18 protein-coding genes are annotated in these 18,349 nt (G+C 58.2%); 12 read left to right on the forward strand and 6 right to left on the reverse strand.

What is annotated here, in order from left to right; translation table 11 throughout:
* Window positions 1-15 precede the first annotated feature (15 nt).
* The 9 genes from WA922_RS01065 to WA922_RS01105 all read left to right on the forward strand — a co-directional run bounded on the left by WA922_RS01065 (window position 16) and on the right by WA922_RS01105 (window position 7,545).
* Window positions 16-468, forward strand: coding sequence for a DoxX family protein (locus tag WA922_RS01065; RefSeq protein ID WP_424769822.1), 453 nt, complete (start codon window positions 16-18; stop codon window positions 466-468).
* Between the two features lie 62 nt (window positions 469-530).
* Window positions 531-1,061, forward strand: a complete 531-nt coding sequence (locus tag WA922_RS01070; RefSeq protein WP_424769823.1) for a sigma-70 family RNA polymerase sigma factor — start codon at window positions 531-533, stop codon at window positions 1,059-1,061.
* A 2-nt stretch (window positions 1,062-1,063) separates the two neighbouring features.
* The gene (locus WA922_RS01075) at window positions 1,064-1,720 is read left to right on the forward strand and encodes an NrsF family protein (protein WP_424769824.1); all 657 of its coding nucleotides are present in this window, start codon (window positions 1,064-1,066) and stop codon (window positions 1,718-1,720) included.
* Between the two features lie 377 nt (window positions 1,721-2,097).
* Entirely contained in the window at window positions 2,098-3,246 is a 1,149-nt protein-coding gene (gene ispG, locus WA922_RS01080) for a flavodoxin-dependent (E)-4-hydroxy-3-methylbut-2-enyl-diphosphate synthase (RefSeq protein ID WP_424769825.1), read from the forward strand.
* Window positions 3,247-3,271: 25 nt separating this feature from the next.
* Window positions 3,272-4,723 carry a hypothetical protein gene (locus WA922_RS01085; RefSeq protein WP_424769826.1) on the forward strand — a complete coding sequence of 484 codons (1,452 nt, stop codon included), beginning with the start codon at window positions 3,272-3,274 and terminating at the stop codon, window positions 4,721-4,723.
* On the forward strand, window positions 4,720-5,250 hold the full coding sequence (locus WA922_RS01090; protein WP_424769827.1) for a thioredoxin family protein: 531 nt from the start codon (window positions 4,720-4,722) through the stop codon (window positions 5,248-5,250). Before WA922_RS01085 ends, WA922_RS01090 begins: the two co-directional genes overlap by 4 nt.
* A gap of 34 nt (window positions 5,251-5,284) precedes the next feature.
* Window positions 5,285-6,178 (forward strand): histone deacetylase family protein, encoded by an 894-nt coding sequence (locus WA922_RS01095; protein WP_424769828.1) that lies wholly within the window; start codon window positions 5,285-5,287, stop codon window positions 6,176-6,178.
* A gap of 10 nt (window positions 6,179-6,188) precedes the next feature.
* A complete protein-coding gene (locus WA922_RS01100) occupies window positions 6,189-6,716 on the forward strand; it encodes a retropepsin-like aspartic protease family protein (protein WP_424769829.1) in 528 nt (175 codons plus the stop codon).
* A 109-nt stretch (window positions 6,717-6,825) separates the two neighbouring features.
* Window positions 6,826-7,545 (forward strand): murein L,D-transpeptidase catalytic domain-containing protein, encoded by a 720-nt coding sequence (locus WA922_RS01105; protein ID WP_424769830.1) that lies wholly within the window; start codon window positions 6,826-6,828, stop codon window positions 7,543-7,545.
* A gap of 53 nt (window positions 7,546-7,598) precedes the next feature.
* On the opposite strand, the gene WA922_RS01110 is transcribed toward WA922_RS01105, so the two are convergent.
* Window positions 7,599-9,062 (reverse strand): L,D-transpeptidase family protein, encoded by a 1,464-nt coding sequence (locus tag WA922_RS01110; protein WP_424769831.1) that lies wholly within the window; start codon window positions 9,060-9,062, stop codon window positions 7,599-7,601.
* Window positions 9,063-9,193: 131 nt separating this feature from the next.
* Between WA922_RS01110 and WA922_RS01115 the strand changes: the two genes are divergently transcribed.
* A complete protein-coding gene (locus tag WA922_RS01115; protein WP_424769832.1) occupies window positions 9,194-10,090 on the forward strand; it encodes a DMT family transporter in 897 nt (298 codons plus the stop codon).
* Between the two features lie 9 nt (window positions 10,091-10,099).
* On the opposite strand, the gene WA922_RS01120 is transcribed toward WA922_RS01115, so the two are convergent.
* Window positions 10,100-10,258 carry a hypothetical protein gene (locus WA922_RS01120; RefSeq protein ID WP_424769833.1) on the reverse strand — a complete coding sequence of 53 codons (159 nt, stop codon included), beginning with the start codon at window positions 10,256-10,258 and terminating at the stop codon, window positions 10,100-10,102.
* A gap of 220 nt (window positions 10,259-10,478) precedes the next feature.
* Between WA922_RS01120 and acnA the strand changes: the two genes are divergently transcribed.
* Both acnA and WA922_RS01130 read left to right on the forward strand, forming a co-directional pair.
* Window positions 10,479-13,151: an aconitate hydratase AcnA gene (acnA, locus tag WA922_RS01125; RefSeq protein ID WP_424769834.1), complete on the forward strand. Its 2,673-nt coding sequence runs from the start codon at window positions 10,479-10,481 to the stop codon at window positions 13,149-13,151.
* A 288-nt stretch (window positions 13,152-13,439) separates the two neighbouring features.
* The gene (locus WA922_RS01130; RefSeq protein WP_424769835.1) at window positions 13,440-14,840 is read left to right on the forward strand and encodes a hypothetical protein; all 1,401 of its coding nucleotides are present in this window, start codon (window positions 13,440-13,442) and stop codon (window positions 14,838-14,840) included.
* Window positions 14,841-15,449: 609 nt separating this feature from the next.
* Here the strand turns inward: WA922_RS01130 and ruvB are convergent.
* Genes ruvB through ruvA form a run of 4 tightly spaced genes read right to left on the reverse strand, consistent with a single transcriptional unit; the run spans window position 15,450 to window position 18,290 of the window.
* A complete protein-coding gene (gene ruvB, locus WA922_RS01135) occupies window positions 15,450-16,514 on the reverse strand; it encodes a Holliday junction branch migration DNA helicase RuvB (RefSeq protein WP_424769836.1) in 1,065 nt (354 codons plus the stop codon).
* Window positions 16,511-17,113 (reverse strand): hypothetical protein, encoded by a 603-nt coding sequence (locus tag WA922_RS01140; protein WP_424769837.1) that lies wholly within the window; start codon window positions 17,111-17,113, stop codon window positions 16,511-16,513. Before WA922_RS01140 ends, ruvB begins: the two co-directional genes overlap by 4 nt.
* Window positions 17,110-17,679, reverse strand: coding sequence for a DsrE family protein (locus WA922_RS01145; protein ID WP_424769838.1), 570 nt, complete (start codon window positions 17,677-17,679; stop codon window positions 17,110-17,112). The genes WA922_RS01140 and WA922_RS01145 overlap by 4 nt, the downstream gene beginning before the upstream one ends.
* Before the next feature lie 8 nt (window positions 17,680-17,687).
* Entirely contained in the window at window positions 17,688-18,290 is a 603-nt protein-coding gene (gene ruvA, locus WA922_RS01150) for a Holliday junction branch migration protein RuvA (RefSeq protein ID WP_424769839.1), read from the reverse strand.
* Window positions 18,291-18,349: the final 59 nt, after the last annotated feature.

Genomic DNA, 18,349 nt, shown 5'->3' on the forward strand with positions numbered 1-18,349 from the left:
AGCAGGAAACGAGCCATGCAGCGCATTACTCACCTATACGACCGGACCACCGGATTTCTTTCCGGGCGCATGATGGAAAGTTTTGCGTTGCTGCTCACCCGATTGGCTTTGGCCAGCGTATTCTGGCGATCGGGCAGGACCAAAGTGCTGGAGGGAACCGCGTTGGAAATCGACGAGACTCAGTATTTTCTGTTTGAAGAATTCGGCCTGCCCGGCCTTTCGCCCGAAATCGCGGTCCCGCTTACAACCTATGCGGAACACGCCTTTCCCATTCTGCTCGTACTCGGCATTGCCACGCGCTTTGGCGCGGCTGCATTGCTGGTCATGACGATGGTCATCCAGATTTTCGTCTTTCCCGAAGCGTGGTGGGCGGTCCACAGTCTATGGGCTGCAATGGCACTGGTTTTGATCTCTCGCGGGGCAGGGATGTTTTCTTTGGACGCCGCTGTAACCAAATTGCGCGGTTAACCGAAAGGCACTGTGACGCAGCCCGGTTCTTAGACATAACCCTGACGGAGTGGGAGGGTCCGATGATAGCAGATGAAGCAACAATGGCGCGGCTGATGGTCTCCTCGCAAAAGGGGGATGCACAGGCCTACACTGTCCTTCTTACCGAAGTGCAATTGTGGCTGGAACGGTATTTTCGCCGCCGCTGCCCGCCTGCACAATTGGATGATCTGGTCCAGGAAGTGCTGATGGCAGTGCACAATAAACGCGCCACCTATGACGCAGCCAGGCCTTTCATGCCCTGGCTTGCTGCCATTGCGCGGTACCGGTGGATCGATCATTTGCGTAAAGTGTACCGCAACGAAGAAGATACGCTGCAAGATTTCGATGCGGCTGAAGACAGCGATGAAGAGGCGGTTCTGGCGCGGATGAGCCTGGAGCGTCTGTTTGTCCAAATTCCAGAGAAGCAGTCGGCAGTGATCGCTATGGTCAAGATTGAAGGCCTGTCGATCAAGGAAGCAGCCGATAAAAGCGGTCAGACAGAATCTGCCGTGAAAGTGAATATACATCGCGGCCTGAAGAAAATGTCCGCGCTAATCGAGAAGGCAGAATAGATATGACACCCGACCGGAAAAGGGCCGCCCCCAATCCGCTGATCGAACAGATGGCCGCAGACTTGCAGCCTGTGCGCGCGATCAAGTTCCGCGATGGCGCAATCCTTGTCGCTCTGACTGTCATGATCACAGTTCTGGGTGTCGAGGTGTTTGACGGCCTTTGGCGTGGAATCATGAACGGACAGGCATCGCCATTTTTCATTATCGGTAATGGGCTGCTGTTGATTCTAGGCGTTTCGAGCGCCAACAGCGTGCTGAAAATGGCCACACCGCGAGTCGGCAATAGCCATGACGGGCCCAAATGGGCGATGGCAATGGCGGCAGTGTTGCCGCTGGCTGCGTTCATCACTCTGGCCGGCCACGATCACGGCATATCCGCGCTCGATGACCCTTACGGGCTGACCTGCTTCCTATCCGGCCTGATCGCTTCAATTCTCACCGCAGGCGCGCTGATCTACTGGCTGCGCAAGGGGGCACCGGTTTCGCCCAATATCGCCGGTTTGCATATCGGTGTGGCATCAACCGCCCTGGGCTCGGTCGCTTACGGTCTGGCATGCCCGATCGACGGTGTCGTCCACCTTGGCCTGTGGCATGCCGCGCCGGTAGTGGTTGGCGCAATTATCGGGCGCTATGCATTGCCGCCGCTGCTCCGCTGGTGAGACAGCCAGCGACAGGAAAGATTGGTTGGTCCTGACATGATAGATAAAGGCTCTGCTGCTTCTAATGCAGCAGAGCCTTTTTTGCCGGCTTAGCGGGATGCGGGCTGCGAGCTGCGGATCGCAAGCCGCTTAGCCGCATTGTCGTCACCCGTTTTCCTTCCCGATCTTGACTGGCGTGTTGAATCGCGTCCTGAATGTTTCTGCGCCGATATTTTTGCGCGCATGTTTGATCTCGCAAAACCGCTCAAGAGCCGCCATATGGGTGCGTGGCAATATTGCCCACTCAAACCGTAAATGCGGCAGGTGTGACCTTTTCAAATATTTGCGTTAGGACATTTTTTCATGTGTCACTTGCAGCAAGGAAACGAGCAGTCAAAATGAATGACATTCGCCCGTGGCGGACAATCGAACGCCGCCAATGCCGCCAGATCATGGTCGGCGATGTTCCGGTTGGCGGCGATGCACCGATCACTGTGCAGACCATGACCAACACGCCGACCGAAGATGCGGTGGCAACGCTCAACCAGATCCAGCGGTGCGAAGATGCGGGCGCGGACATCATCCGCGTATCCTGCCCAACAGAGGAAGCCACGGCAGCGTTCGGCAAAATCACCAAAGCCGCGCGTATCCCGATAGTGGCGGATATCCACTTCCATTACAAACGTGCTTTGGAAGCTGCCGATGCTGGCGCTGCGTGTTTGCGGATCAATCCTGGCAATATTGGATCGAGTGCGCGTGTGGCCGAAGTCGTCCGCGCCGCCAAAGCCAATGGCTGCGCGATTCGTATTGGCGTGAATGCAGGCAGTCTGGAAAAGGACTTACTCGAAAAATATGGCGAGCCCTGCCCCGAAGCTCTGATTGAAAGTGCGCTCGACCATATCAAACTGCTGCAAGATCACGATTTTCACGAATTCAAAGTCGCAGTGAAAGCGAGCGACGTATTCCTCGCCGTTGCCGCCTATCACGGGCTGGCCGATGCGGTGGATTGCCCGCTGCATCTGGGTATCACCGAAGCGGGCGGATTGATCGGCGGCACGGTCAAAAGCTCAATCGGGATGGGCAGCCTGCTGTGGGCCGGGATTGGCGATACGATCCGCGTATCGCTCTCGGCAGAACCAGAACAGGAAGTTAAGGTTGGCTTTGAAATGCTCAAGGCGCTCGGACTGCGGACCAGAGGCGTCCGCGTTGTATCCTGCCCCAGCTGTTCCCGCCAAGGGTTTGACGTGATCCGCACGGTCGAGGCATTGGAAGCGCGGCTCGAACATATCAAGACCCCGCTCTCGCTCTCGGTCCTCGGCTGCGTCGTCAACGGCCCGGGCGAAGCGCGCGAAACCGATATTGGTCTGACCGGCGGGGGCAGCGGCAAGCATATGGTCTATCTGTCCGGCGTTACCGACCATACCGTGCAATCGGACGATATGCTCGATCACATTGTAGAATTGGTGGAAGCCAAAGCCGCTGCCATTGAAGCTGGTGAAGCGACCGCATTTGACCCGCACACACACGACACCGCGGTTCTGGGCTGAGCAATCATATAAAAGGAAATCCGGTTTGACCGATTTTGAAACCGACTATCTCGTAATCGGCGCTGGCGCGGTCAGTCTGGCATTTGTCGACACGCTGCTGGATGAAGACCCCGATTGCCATGTCACAATGGTCGATATGCATGCCAAACCCGGCGGACATTGGAACGATGCCTATAGCTTCGTCGCATTGCACCAGCCGAGCGCCTTTTACGGAGTCAACTCGATGGAGTTTGGCGGTGACGTGGTGGACGATCACGGGCCCAATAAGGGCTTGTTTCCGCTGGCGGGCGGTTCCGAAATCTCTGCCTATTTCGAAACGCTGATGAACCGGCGTTTCCTGCCCAGCGGGCGGGTCAGCTATCATCCCCTGTCGAAATATCTCGGCAAGGATGACGGTATGGTCGGCACGTTCAAATCGATCCTGTCGGGCAAAGAAACAAAGGTCAAAATTCGCCGCAAAGTGATTGACGGAACATTCTACAAAACATCCGTCCCCGCAACGCACAGCCCGCAATATGATGTAGCGGAAAATACACCGCTGGCGATTCCCGGCGATCTCCCCAAATTGTGGATGCGCGGGGATGATCTGCCCGGCCACTATGTGATCGTTGGTGCTGGCAAGACAGCAATGGATGCCGGTGTGTGGTTGCTGGAGGCAGGGATCGATCCCGGCCAGATCAGCTGGGTTTGCCCGCGCGACAGCTGGTTGATTAACCGCAAATACACCCAGCCGGGCCCTGACTTCTTCGAAGGTGTGGTGGGCAATATGATCGCGCAGTTGAACGCTGCTGGCAAAGCTGAAACCGGCGATGATATGTTCGAAATTCTTGGCCGTGATGGTTACATGCTCCGCATTGACGAGAGTGTGAAACCGCAAATGTTCCACTATGCCACCATATCCGAAGGCGAAGTGGAGCGTTTGCGGACAATCAAACATGTCATCCGCCGGGGCCGCGTTTCCGCGGTCGCGCCTGGCCGCATGGTTTTTGCCGATGGCGAGGAAACCGTACCCGATAATGCGCTGTTTATCGATTGTACAGCGACCGCCGTACCGTTTACCGAAAGCCGCGTCCACGGTCCGCAATTCCGCGGTGATACGGTTGTTCTGCAACCGATCCATGTGCCGCTGGTAACGCTGAGCGCGGCGCTCACCGCTTTCCTTGAGGTGACTTTCGATACTGATGAGGAAAAGAACGCGCTTGGTATCCCCTCCCCGCTGACCGATACGCCCAACACTTATCCGCTGGGTATGCTGACCAATTTCATGAACCGCGGGGCGTGGTCGAAAAACCCGAAAATCGCGGCGTGGCTGTCAAAAGCGCGGCTTGACCCCACCGGTACAACTGTCGCCAAGATGATGGCGGAAGGTGATCCGCGCCTGGCAGTGATGAGCGGATTTCAGGACGCCCTTGAAGTCGGTATTCCCGGTTTGCAGCGCCTAGCCGTGGCAGCCCGGGCGGAGCATCAAAACCGATGAAGAGCGGACCCTTCCTGTTGGCGGCGGGCGCGCTGGTGCTGGGCGGCTGCGCTGCGACCGGTCCGAGCGCGCCATCGCTGACAAGACAGGCCGCGGACCATCCCGAAGCGCGTATCTATGACACATCGCATGATGCCAATGCCGCTGTGGATGCAGCTCTTGCCCGGGCGGCAGAGCGCACGGTCAACGTGCTGCTGGTTCTGGGTGCCAATTGGTGCCACGACAGCCGCGCTTTTGCCGGGTGGATGGAAACGCCGCGGTTCAAGACGCTCACCGATGCGCAGTACGAGCTGGTCTATGTCAATGTGGGGATCCCCCAAACCGGGGATGGACATAATCTGGATATTGCCAGCCGGTTCGGGGTGGAGGATATCAAAGGCACGCCGACAGTATTGCTATTGTCTTGGGATGGTGTCCTGCTGAACGGTGATACCGCCAAAAGCTGGCGCAACACCGCGAGCCGGAGCGAGAATGCCATTTTCGACGAACTGGCGCTGATGGCAACGGCACAGAGCATCGTGGACTAAACTGCTGCTTCACGTTGTCCATCACGCCGATTACATGGCGCCTGCGCCGGAACGCGGGACGTTCAAATTCGATAAGTATTATCTGGTCATGGAAGCGTTGCGGGCAAGCGGCCATCCGGTCCTGGAACACAGCCCGCCGCCAATGCCCCGCGCCTGGCTGGAGGCGGTTCATTGCCCCGATTATGTCGAACAAGTCTTCACGTCCACCGTACCAAAAGACAAGGAACGGCGCATCGGCTTTCCGGTGACGCCGCATATTGCGAGCCGCGTACGGCACACCAATGGCGGCACCTGGCTCGCTGCGAAACTGGCGGACCCGCATGGCTATGCCGCCAATAGCGCGGCGGGCAGCCACCATGCATTATACGATACTGGCGCGGGATATTGCGTCTTCAATGATCTGGCCGTGGCGGCGAACCGATTGATTGCTGAAGGCGATGCCCGGCGCATCTTGATCGCTGATCTGGATGTGCATCAGGGTGACGGTACCGCCAGCCTGACAGCCCGGAATGAGGATATATTCACTTTCTCCATGCATGCGGAAAAAAACTTCCCAGTGCGCAAGGCACGTTCCAATTGCGATGTGCATTTGCCCGATGATTTGGACGACGATGGCTATATGGCCGAGCTGGCCCGGCACTTGCCCGCCATCCTCGACAGTTTCGCACCCGATCTGGTACTGTACCAGGCGGGCGTCGATCCGCACCGCGAGGACAGGCTGGGCCGCCTGGCGCTCAGCGATGCCGGACTGGTTCAGCGGGACCGCTATGTCGTGGCTCAAGCCCGTTCGCGCGGGTTGCCGCTCGCCAGTGCGCTCGGCGGTGGTTACGGAGCAGATCAGCGCGCCGTCGCCGAACGTCATGCGCGTTCCATGATCGCAATGGCGCAGGAAAATGCCGTTTACCCGCGCTTAAGCCGTCCGGCGTAAATATCGGGACATGCTCAACCGGATTATTGCCTTTAGCGGGGTGACGCTTATCGCCGCTTTCATTCTGACCCCGTCTAAGGGAGAGGACCCTGCCGACCTGGCAAACGGTTCAGCCAGCATGACCGCATCGGGCACTGCGGGCCAGCCCGCCAGCAATGGCTGGTACGCAGGGGTTCACACGCTGACCCGCAGCGGTGACGGGCATTTTTACGCGCAGACCGAAATCAATGGCGTGTCTTTGCGGCTTCTGGTCGATACCGGTGCCAGCGTCGTGGCGCTGACGGCGGATGATGCGCGCGATGCGGGGCTCACTTGGAACCCTGCCGATGTCAGCCTGATTGGGCGCGGGGCAAGCGGCGATGTCTACGGGGTATCGGCTGTGATCGACACGATTGATCTTGGCGGCATCACCCAGAGCAATGTGCAGGCGGTGATCATTCCAGAAGGCTTGGATACATCCTTGCTTGGCCAGTCATTCCTGTCAAAAATCAAATCGGTCGAGATCGTCGGCGGCCAGATGGCGCTAGAAAACGGATGATCCCGCCCCGGCGTTTGGCCGCATTCCGGCGCGGCTCGTCACCAGTAGAATTGTGCCCCCCTTTTTTCTGTTCATCCCCCGCACAAGGCCTGTTATATAAGATGGCAAGATGAACCGACGCGATCTCATAATTCGATCTGCTGCCGCCGGAGCGTCTTTGGCCATGCCGGCCATGCTGGCGGCGCAGCCGCGCACCGGCCCCGTCCGCAATATCAAACTCGCGCAAATCGCCAAGCAAGCCCAGGCAAAGGCTGGCGATAAACTGTGGCGCAATGACTATGTGGGGATTGCCGATTTCGGTCTGCGTTCATCAGAGCCGCGTTTCCATGTCGTGAATATGGAAGCTGGCACCGTGGCATCCTATCTGGTCAGCCACGGCGACGGGTCCGATCCTGAACATGACGGATGGCTTAATTGGTTTTCCAACACGCATGGATCGCATTGCACGAGCAAAGGCAGCTATGCGACCTATGGCTGGTACACAGGCCGGTTTGGCACATCGATCCGCCTGGACGGTCTGGATGAAAGCAACTCCAACGCGCTTGACCGTGCGATCGTGATGCACCGTGCCAAATATGCCGAAAAGGATCATCTGGATCGTTGGGGCCGCCTTGGCCGGTCCAACGGGTGTTTTGCAATGGGCGATGCTGATTTCAAGCTGGCTTTGCTGACGCTTGGCGGCGGGCGCGTGATCCATGCCGACAGCCTGGGCCTCCAGGAAAATGGCGATATCATCATGCCGCCAACGACCGAGGCACCGGTTGATTTAAAAATTCTGCAGCGCGATATGCCAACCGCGGCGGAGCGCGCCAACCCGGGCGTGTTCTAAGCGCCCCGCCTTCCCACCCGGTCGACGTTGCAGCCGGTTATCCGCATATACGATCAGACAATATCGCGCGGGTCATTCTCAATCGGGATAATCTGTTCGCCGGTCACGCGGCTGCGGTTTGGAACCCGCGCCTCTTGGAAGCTGCTGAGCACGGCAGCGTCGCGGCCGTAAATATCCTCAAAAGTGGTCAAATCGCCATTAATGTCCTGCGCCATCGTGAAATAGGTGATGTAGGCGGGTATGGTGTTGTTGAACGGCACTTTGGTATATTTGCCGGACTTCAGTTTTTCCACGCCTTCATCGGCAGTAAGCCCGCCTTGCAAAATAGCCAAAGTGATCGCGAGAGTCGTGGCATTCTCTGTCCGGATACAGCCATGACTGAGCGCCCTGCGGGCATTCTTGAACAAGTGCCGCGAGGGTGTGTCGTGGAAGAAGATGGCATGGCGGTTGGGCATGTCGAGCTTCATCAGGCCAAGCGAATTGGTTGGTCCAGGCTGCTGCACGACTGATACCCAGCCATTGGCACCGCGAGTAGCGGTATATCCGGCCCGGCGCGCCCATGCCGGATTGTTGAGCACGCGGGCACCAAGGCCCTCCCCCTTCACGATGGATTGCGGCACTGTCCAGGTCGGGTTGAAAATCACGCCTTCGACGCTTTCTGCCAATTGCGGCGTCGCTGTTCGGCCCGGCTTGCCGACCACTGTTCGGTAAGTGCGGATAATCTTGTCATTTACGGTCAGACGCAGCTGGTATTCAGGTACGTTTGTCATCAGATACTGGCTGCCCAAATCACGCGGAAGCCATCGCCACCTGTCCATATTCGCCTGGATCAATTTGTACCGCTTCGTGCCCGCCTGGCTCTTGGCGAGTTCCAGCTTCATCCGGAAATAGTCGGGATGTTCGGGCATGATGCGCGCCAGCACACCGGCCATGTCGCCGCTGGCCAGGGCATCGGACATCAATGTCTCGGTCGGATACCGGTCAACATCAGGATCGAGAACAAACCATTGCTTGCGCCCATCCATCGGCGTGCGGCCATCGCGCAGATCCTCGACCAGGAAAGCAAAAGACTTGCTGGCGACTGCGTTGAGATTGGCATTTGGCGTATCAGCGTCAGGGGCTCCAACGCTGATCGCGGTGCTGATCGCTGCACGCAACCCGGCCAGATTGTAATCCGCCGGATTGAGACCGTCTGCACCGATGCCTTCGATGATTGCGGCGAGCGCGCGGGCATGGTCGATATCCCAATTCTGGACGGGCGACAGATCCGGTTCCGCCATTGCATCAATGGCCTGCACCACAGGGTCCGAAACGACCGCATCAGGAGCGACTTCGATAGCTTCCTGCTGAATTTCGGGTGTTTGCGGCAGCAGATTTTCAGGCGCGGCATTCTGCGCTCCTGAATTGGCGGGCAACATCGCTGCCGCCAAAGCCACGAAGGAAACCTGTATCGCCCGTTTGGTATTGAAAATCGTAATCACTGCGCGTCCCACCAGTCTGAAATCGAATATTGTCATCTATATAGCACAGTTTTGCCGCAAGACGAGGGCAGCATCAACTGTCATGCCTGACTGCCTGCTGAATTATGCCGGACTATTGCCGATAAACCGCAGGTGACGGCTGGGGATCGCGGTTCTATAGCGCCGCCATGCCTGATAACCGCGCCTTCCTGCCGATTGTGGCTGCCTTGATGGCGATTGCCTCCCTATCTTTGATGGATGCTTTCATGAAAGGCGCGGCCTTGGCAGCGGGTGCCTATAGTGCTGCGGTTTTCCGGTCGGCCATTGCAGCGGGTATGATAACGCCCATATGGTTGATGCGGGGCAGTAAGTGGCCGGTCTTCGCTGTGCTGAAAATTCACCTGCTGCGCGGGACAGTGTCGGCTTTCATGGCGCTCAGCTTCTTTTATGCACTGACCAAGCTGCCAATTGCAGAAGCGATCGCCATTTCCTTTATCGCGCCGCTTGTCGCGCTGTATCTCGCAGCCATTCTGCTGGGTGAAACCATCCGGCATGAGGCAGTGCTTGCATCGGTTCTGGGCTTTGCCGGATCGATGATTATCGTTGGCGGGCGATTGGGTGCAGCAGATTTCGATCTCGAAACGCTGAAAGGTCTGGCTGCGTTGCTATTTTCCGCTCTGCTCTATGCCTGGAATTTCATCATCATCCGCAGACAGGCACTGGTGTCCAGCCCTCTGGAGGCCACCGTGTTTCACAGCAGCGTGGGTGCATTCGTGCTGTTGCTGGCGGCCCCGTGGTTATTAACCCTGCCCGCTGTGCCGGTGTACGCAGATATTGCCGCTGCCGCTGTGCTGACGATTGGCGGTTCGCTGGCGCTGACCTGGGCCTATGCCCGGGCCGAGGCGCAGGTGCTGGTCCCGCTGGAATATACCGGCTTTCTGTGGGCCGGGCTGTTTGGGTGGTTATTCTTTCAGGAAACCGTGACCATCAGCGCAGTCATCGGTACAGCCCTGATTGTTTGCGGATGCTGGATTGCGGCGCGGCATAGCGCCGAGCAGGCCCGCCCTGAACACACTGCGATGTAGGGTCAGCAGCTAGCGGGCAACGAACGCCTCCTGCGCCGCGCGTTCTGCCGGATCGCCAGCAAAGGCCGCTGCTGCACCAAAGCACAGAACGACTGCGGTCACCGACCCCAGCACGCCCATGCGCAACTGGTGCAATGATCGCCGTGAAGTGTCCGTATTTTCGCGCATCTGACCTGCATTCCCCTGTTCATAATCTTGGCCGGTAAGACTTCATTAACCATCGCCCGGTTGAGCCGTTAGTAAATTGATGCAACATGGCGGCAAATGCACCGTTACCCTTGACCAAACGCCGCCGAAAGAGCAGGTGCGCAGTAACAGTTTGCCTGCCGCATTGCCGTGCAAATGCATGGCGGCGGCGCAGGCCCACCCATAGAAGGAAACGCGCTCAATGACCCAGGTCGGCAAGGACACGCTCGGAACCCGCAGCACCATGAAAGTTGGCGGCAAGGAATATGCCTATTACTCGCTCGACAAAGCGGCAGAAACGATTGGCGATGTCAGCAAGCTGCCATTTTCAATGAAAGTGCTGCTGGAAAACCTGCTGCGGTTCGAAGATGGCGGCTTTACGGTATCCACTGATGACATTCAGGGCATTGCCGACTGGCAGAAAGACCCCAAAACCGGCAATGAAATCCAGTACCGTCCGGCACGGGTCTTGCTGCAAGATTTTACCGGCGTACCGTGCGTGGTTGATCTGGCAGCGATGCGTGACGCGATTTCCAGGCTCGGCGGTGATACCGCAAAAATCAATCCGCAAGTACCCGTCAATCTGGTTATCGATCACTCGGTCATGGTCGATGAATTTGGCCATCCAAAAGCATTCGAGAAGAATGTCGAGCTGGAATATGCGCGCAATGCGGAACGGTATGATTTCCTGAAATGGGGTTCCAAAAGCTTTGAGAACTTCTCTGCTGTCCCGCCCGGGACCGGCATCTGTCACCAGGTAAATCTGGAACATATTGGCCGCGGTGTCTGGTCCACAGACGATGCCAGCGGCGCGGCTGTTGCCTATCCCGATACCTGTGTCGGCACGGACAGTCACACCACCATGATTAACGGGCTTGGCGTGCTGGGCTGGGGTGTTGGCGGTATTGAGGCCGAGGCGGCTATGCTGGGCCAGCCGGTATCCATGCTGGTGCCCGAAGTTGTCGGTTTCAAACTGACCGGTAAAATGGCCGAGGGCGTGACTGCGACAGACCTGGTTCTGACCTGCGTCCAGATGCTGCGCGAAGTGGGCGTTGTGGGCCGCTTCGTTGAATTTTATGGCCCGGGCGTTGCGGCGCTGTCCTTGGCCGACCGCGCGACAATCGCCAATATGGCGCCCGAATATGGTGCGACCTGCGGCTTTTTCGGTATTGACGACAAGACGCTTGATTATATGCGTCTGACCGGCCGGAGCGAAGACACCATCGCGCTGGTCGAAGCCTATGCCAAGGAACAGGGCATGTGGTTCACCCCTGAGAACGAGCCTGTTTTCACCAATAGGCTGGAACTGGATGTGGCATCGGTGGTACCTTCGCTCGCCGGACCAAAACGCCCGCAGGACAAGGTCGTTCTTCCCGAAGTGGACGAGCTGTTCAATAATGACCTCAAAACCACATATAAAAAAGCCGGCCCTGTGCGCACTGCTGTCGATGGTAAAGATCACGACATAGGCGACGGCGATGTCGTGATTGCGGCGATCACCAGCTGTACCAACACATCCAATCCCGATGTGCTGATAGCCGCCGGTCTGGTCGCGAAAAAAGCCAATGAAAAGGGGCTGAAACCCAAACCGTGGGTAAAGACCAGCCTTGCCCCGGGATCGCAAGTGGTGACGGATTATCTGATCAAGGCCGGCCTGCAAAGCGAACTCGATACTATCGGGTTTGATCTGGTTGGCTATGGCTGCACCACCTGTATCGGGAACTCGGGCCCATTGGCCCCGCCGATCAGCCAGGCAATCAACAGCAATAATATTGTGGCCGCATCGGTCCTGTCGGGCAACCGCAACTTTGAAGGCCGTGTTTCACCTGATGTGCGCGCCAATTTTCTCGCCTCGCCGCCATTGGTCGTGGCCTATGCGCTGAAAGGGACCGTTACGGAGGATATCACCACAACACCGCTCGGCCAGGACCAGGACGGCAATGATGTCTTCCTGAAAGATGTCTGGCCCAGCAATGATGAAATTGCCACCATCCGCTCCGGCGCGATTGACCGCAAGATGTTCGAAGACCGTTATGCCGATGTCTATAAGGGTGACGAGCATTGGCAAGCGATCGACGTGGTCGGCAGCGATACCTATCAATGGCGTCCGGGCAGCACATATATCGCCAACCCGCCCTATTTTGACGGGATGGAAATGACTCCCGCCCCGATCATGGATATTACCGATGCGAAACCGCTCGCGTTGCTGGGCGATTCTGTCACCACCGATCACATCAGTCCGGCTGGCGCGATCAAGGAAGACAGCCCCGGCGGCGCATATTTGATGAGCAACCAGGTCGCCAAGGCGGACTTCAATTCCTATGGCAGCCGCCGCGGCAATCACGAAGTGATGATGCGCGGTACGTTCGCCAATATTCGGATCAAGAATGAAATGGTCCCCGGTGTCGAAGGCGGCTTTACCACCTATAAGGGCGAACAGATGGCCATCTATGATGCGGCCATGAAGCACAAAGCCGATGGCACTGCGCTGGTGGTGATCGGCGGCAAGGAATATGGCACCGGCTCCAGCCGTGACTGGGCCGCCAAGGGCACAATCCTGCTCGGTGTGCGCGCGGTCATCGTGGAAAGTTTTGAACGGATCCACCGTTCCAATCTGGTTGGTATGGGCGTGTTGCCGTTGCAATTCAAAGACGGCGATACGCGCGAAACGCTCGCTTTGACAGGCGATGAAAGCTTCAGCATTTCAGGTCTTGCTGATCTGACACCGGGCCAGGACGTCGATGTGGCCGTGACCCGCGCAGACGGTACCGAGGCCACTTTCACGGCGCAGTGCCGGATCGATACTGCCAACGAAATGGAATATTACCGCAATGGCGGCATCCTGCATTACGTATTGCGCAAGCTCGCTTCGTAACAGGCTGGTCGCGGTACCCATTAAAGGCTCCGCTTAGGCGGGGCCTTTTTTGTATGTATAGCCGGTAGACGCTGCGCGCGTGGCTGCGCCGATGCCTATCGCAGCGTGGACAGCCACCACCAACGGCAAACAGTGCAAGCGGCAAACACCGCAAAAGATACCAAAAGCACTGCGAAAATACTGCGAAAAAACATTACGCATAAAGAAAGAGCGGCCCGTTCCCGGACCGCTCTTTTTATGAAGCTGCGTTAAGACTGCGGTTAAGCGGTTTTCTTTAGCATCAGTTTCTTGCGTCCCATCACCGCTGCCGCAGCCAGGCCGAACAGGATCATCATTGGCGGTGCCGGGACCGGTGTTCCGCCAGTGGTGCCGCCGGTTGTTGTGCCACCCGTACTGCCGCCCGATGTCGAGGAGCTGCTCGATGAAGAGCCACTGCTGGAGGATGACGAGCTGGTCGAGCTGGTAATGATGCCCGAAGTGCTGCCGCCCGAGCTTGATGAGCTCGACGAACCCGACGAGCTGGAAGAGCCGCTTGAGGTTGCCCCGCTTGATGTAGCCCCGCTTGATGTACCGCCGCCCGATGAGGAGCTCGAGCTCGACGAGGAAGAGCTGCTGCTCGATGAGGAGGATGAACCGCTAGAGGTCGCGCCGCTCGAAGTCGCGCCGCCATTGGTGCCGCCCGACGAAGAGGACGAACCGCTGCTGGAAGAGCTCGATGAAGAGCTGCTTGAACCCGAGGACCCGCCAGTAGTCGTCATTCCGCCGGTGGTTGTTCCGCCGGTGGTTGTTCCGCCGGTAGTCGTTCCGGGGTGGCCGCTCGTGCCGCCAGTAGTCGTGTTACCGCCAGTGCTGCCGCCCGAAGAGGATGACGAGGAGCTGGAGCTGGATGAGCTGCTTGACGAAGACGAACCAGACGAACCACCTGAGCCGCCCGAACCGCCCGAGCCACCCGATGTGGTATTGCCACCCGAAGAGGATGAGCTTGAGCTCGACGAACTGCTCGATGAGGAAGATGAGGACGAGGACGACGAACTGCCGCCTGTGGTCGTGTTACCGCCAGTACTGGTAGTGGTTGTCGTGTTGCCGCCGCTGGTGGACGAGGTTGACGTACTGGTATTACCGCCTGTGCTGGTGGTGGTGTTACCGCCCGTTGTGGTTGACGTGCTGGTATTGCCGCCTGTGCTGGTGGTGGTGTTACCGCCCGTTGTGGTTGACGTGCTGGTATTGCCGCCCGTGCTGGTGGTGGTGTTACCGCTCGTGCTCGATGTGGTGGTGGTTGATGTGTTGCCGCCAGTGGTCGATGTATTGCCGCTGGTGCTCGATACGTTACCGCTGGTGGTGGTGGTGGTGGTGCTGCCGCTGGTATTGCCAGACGTGCCGCCATCAGAAGTGGTGCCTCCCGATGTCGAGGTTGAGCTGCCCCCGGTTGAGCTGGAACTACCGCCGGTCGACGTGCTGCCGCCGGAAGTGGAGGTGCTACCGCCCGATGTGGTGGTGGTCGAGCTAACAACCACGCTGCCGCCCGATCCACCGCCGCCGCCGCCAAAGCCGCCGAAGAAGCCGCCACCAAAGCCGCCGCCAAAGCCGCCGCTGCCGCCGATTACGGTAACGCCGCCTCCGCCGCCGCCGGAAATGGGCGGTTGGGGCGGCGGTGCAAGCGGTGCAGGGATCGCAGCCAGTGCCATTTGATAGGCAGGCGCACATCCATCGACCCCGGTTGCATATTGTGTATTTACGACTTGGCCGTTCACAATGCGTGTGCTTCCGGCATGTGCTGCACTACCCGCGTGTGCGCCCTGGCCATATGTCATGATCTGTCCGGCCCCGATGGGCTGACATTCGGTGACTTGCTGCACGATGCGGCGCTGGCGCGGAACCACTGTGGTTTTTACCTGACGCTGGGCGCGCGGGCGTTCCTTGATATAGCGGACAGGCTGGGCCTTCACGCTTGTCTGACCGGACGACTTGTACGAAGGCGCATCGGTGATCGGCGTTTCAGCGACGTGCACTGCACCGCCCGCCAGAAGCGCTCCGCCTGCTGCAGTAGCAGATAATTTTGCAAGGGCCATTTTAACAGACATGGACGAACTCTCTTGTTACTCTGTCGGGATGTTTGGAAAGCGGCGGGTCCACCTCCATTCAGATCCCTGTGACACCAAGAGACGCCTTCACCAGTTAACCGGCAATCAAATTAACCATCAATTTTCCGCTTAAGCCGATTTTTCTGAGCTCGGAGCCGCGCGATTCGGCGAGTTGTCCCACAATGGAACCAAACCCGCGCCAATCCCTTCACTGATCTTAACCTTTCGGGTCAAACAAACCGCTTTGTGCGGTATCGCCACCCGAATCACCTGGCGCGCTTTTTGGCCGTTTTGGGGCAATCCTGCCCAGATGCGTCCAGGCGAGGTCATTCAAGCAGCGCCCCCGAGCGGTGCGCGCCACCAGGCCCAGCTGGATGAGATATGGCTCGACCACTTCCTCTACCGTGTCGCGCGGTTCGGACAGGCCAGCGGCCAGCGTTTCCACCCCTACCGGCCCGCCTTTATAGATATCGGCAATCATGGTCAGATAGCACCGGTCCATCGCATCCAGCCCCAACCGGTCGACTTCGAGCCGGGTCAAGGCCTCGTCTGCGATGCGCGCCGTCACCACCCCATCACCCGCCACATAGGCAAAGTCGCGCACCCGGCGCATCAGCCGCCCGGCAACCCGCGGAGTGCCCCGCGCGCGGCGGGCGATCTCGCGGGCGCCCGCGCGGTCTATATCCATATCCAGCAGCCGCGCCCCGCGCATGACGACCTGTTCCAGTTCGTCCTCGGTATAGAAATTGAGCCGCACGGGAATGCCGAACCGGTCGCGCAATGGCGTGGTCAGCAGCCCCTGCCGCGTAGTTGCCCCAACCAGCGTGAAGGGGGGCAAGTCGATCCGCACGCTGCGCGCCGAGGGCCCCTCGCCAATGATGATATCGAGCGCGCGGTCCTCCATCGCCGGATAGAGCACTTCCTCGACCACGGGATTGAGCCGGTGAATCTCGTCAATGAACAGGACATCGCCCTCTTCCAGATTGGTCAGCAATGCCGCCAGATCGCCAGCCTTGGCAATCACCGGTCCCGATGTGGCGCGGAAACCAACTCCCAATTCCTTGGCGACAATCTGCGCCAAAGTGGTCTTGCCCAGCCCCGGCGGGCCAAAGAACAGCACATGGTCCATCGCCTCCGCGCGCGCCTTTGCCGCCTCGACAAAAACCCGCAAATTATCCCGCGCCGCCTCCTGCCCGATAAATTCGGTAAGCGATTTGGGCCGCAAAGCCGCGTCATGGTCCTCCGGCTGGCGTTCAGGGGTAAGGTCGGGGTTATCGGTCATTCTTTAGCTGGACTTTCAATCTTCGGTAGAGAGCCGACAGGTCCAAAGTCCGACAATACCTTCAAAATAGCATCTTTACGCGACCGAGGATCGATATGTTCTTGCACAGCGCTCACGAATTGCCGCTGACAAGTTAAGAGCATTCCGCGTGGATCACTGAAAACGCGATTGCCAGCAAAAATATCATAGGCGAGAATTACCCAATCCAAAAGAGGTTGGCGGAAGCCTCTATAAGCAGGCTCCTTTTCATCGCCGTAACCTTTTTCAAGACTATTTGGAAAATACCATCGCCCAGTATCTATCCTCGACGATAGTCGTGCAAGTATGTCGCGACGAGCCTTATCATCGTCTACGTCCAAATAATGAATAGCTTGCGATATCTGATCCGCAATTTCAGCGGCCCAAACAGTTAACTCGCGAAAGTACTCATCGACCCAACTCTGATGAGCTAACTTGGTTTGCAACTCAGCAAGTTGAGCATTTTTAAATTCCAAAGATCGTGACTGGCTATCTGATTTTCTAGCTTTAAAAAAAGCGATTGAAGATAACACTATAGCGATAACCGATGTTCCCGCCGATATCCACTCTGCCCCAATCAAAACGGGTTCACCGTATAGCCGCGCTGCTGCAAGATTGCGTGTGCGGTCATGGCGGAGAGCGCGGTTTCCACGCCCGGTATAAGATCTTCCTGCGCCATGCCATTGGCCGCGCCGCTTTGGCCGCATAGGACAAATCGCACGCCCGCATCCATCATTTCGCGGACCATCGCAGAGGAGGGATTGTCGGGCGCTTCTTCCTCCCCACCCGACATTACCGCCGGTTGCCGCGCGGCCCAGGCTGCATCATCGAGCAAATCGAGCGAGGCCTTGCCGTGAACGACCACCACCAGCCGGATATTGTCAGGATCAACGCCCACCGCAACATGCATATTGATGAACCGTGCGGCACTTTCAAACCCGCGATTGAGCATGCCATCTTCGGCAGCTTTTGCCACATCAAACGCGATGGAAAACTCGGTATCAGCAGCGACTTCCCCCATACCATCTACCGGCGCATGCGGCCCGAAACTCTCAAACACCGGCCCCGTTTTGAATGCCGACATATCCTGCGCGGATGCCGGTGCAACAAAGAATAGCGCAGCCAAAGCCATCATAAATTTCATCATATTCTCCATCATCCCGCCGCCCGTTTTAGCGCGACTCTGATCAAATCGCTATCGCTCGCATCATCGCCCAATTCGCTCTGCGCAGCCGCCACGGCGCGCGCAGCCACCAGCGGCTTGAAACCCAAATTCTCCAGTGCCGACACGGCATCCGCGCTTGCACCGCCAGCCGGTGTGATCGCCGTCGCCCCGCCGCCCGCCGATGCCGGTAGCGCGCCCGCTTTGTCCTTCAGCTCGTTCACAATCCGGCCCGCCAGTTTCGGCCCCACGCCATTGGCCCGCGCGACCATTGCCGCATCGCCATTGGCACAAGCGGTCTGGACCTCTGCGGTGGACAGCGCCGACAATATCGCCAGCGCGACTTTGCTGCCCACGCCCTGCACCTGGTTGAGCAGACGGAACCAGTCACGCTCTGCGCTATCTGCAAATCCCAGCAGCCGCATGTCGCTTTCGCTCACCTGCAAGTCCGTATAGATCGTACACCCCTCGCCAATGCCTGCCATCGCGGCCAGCGTCTTGGTCGAGCAATGGACCAGATAGCCCACGCCCTGCACATCGATCACCGCCCAGTCATTGCCGGTTTCATCAAGCAGTCCTTTGAGTTTGGCAATCATTTACGCATTCCCCTTGGGCATGGTTTGTTCTTGCGCGCAAAGCGCCTCTTGGTCCAGCC

It is taken from the genome of Pontixanthobacter sp., from assembly GCF_049682855.1.
In the GTDB taxonomy this organism is placed as follows: Bacteria; Pseudomonadota; Alphaproteobacteria; order Sphingomonadales; family Sphingomonadaceae; genus Pontixanthobacter.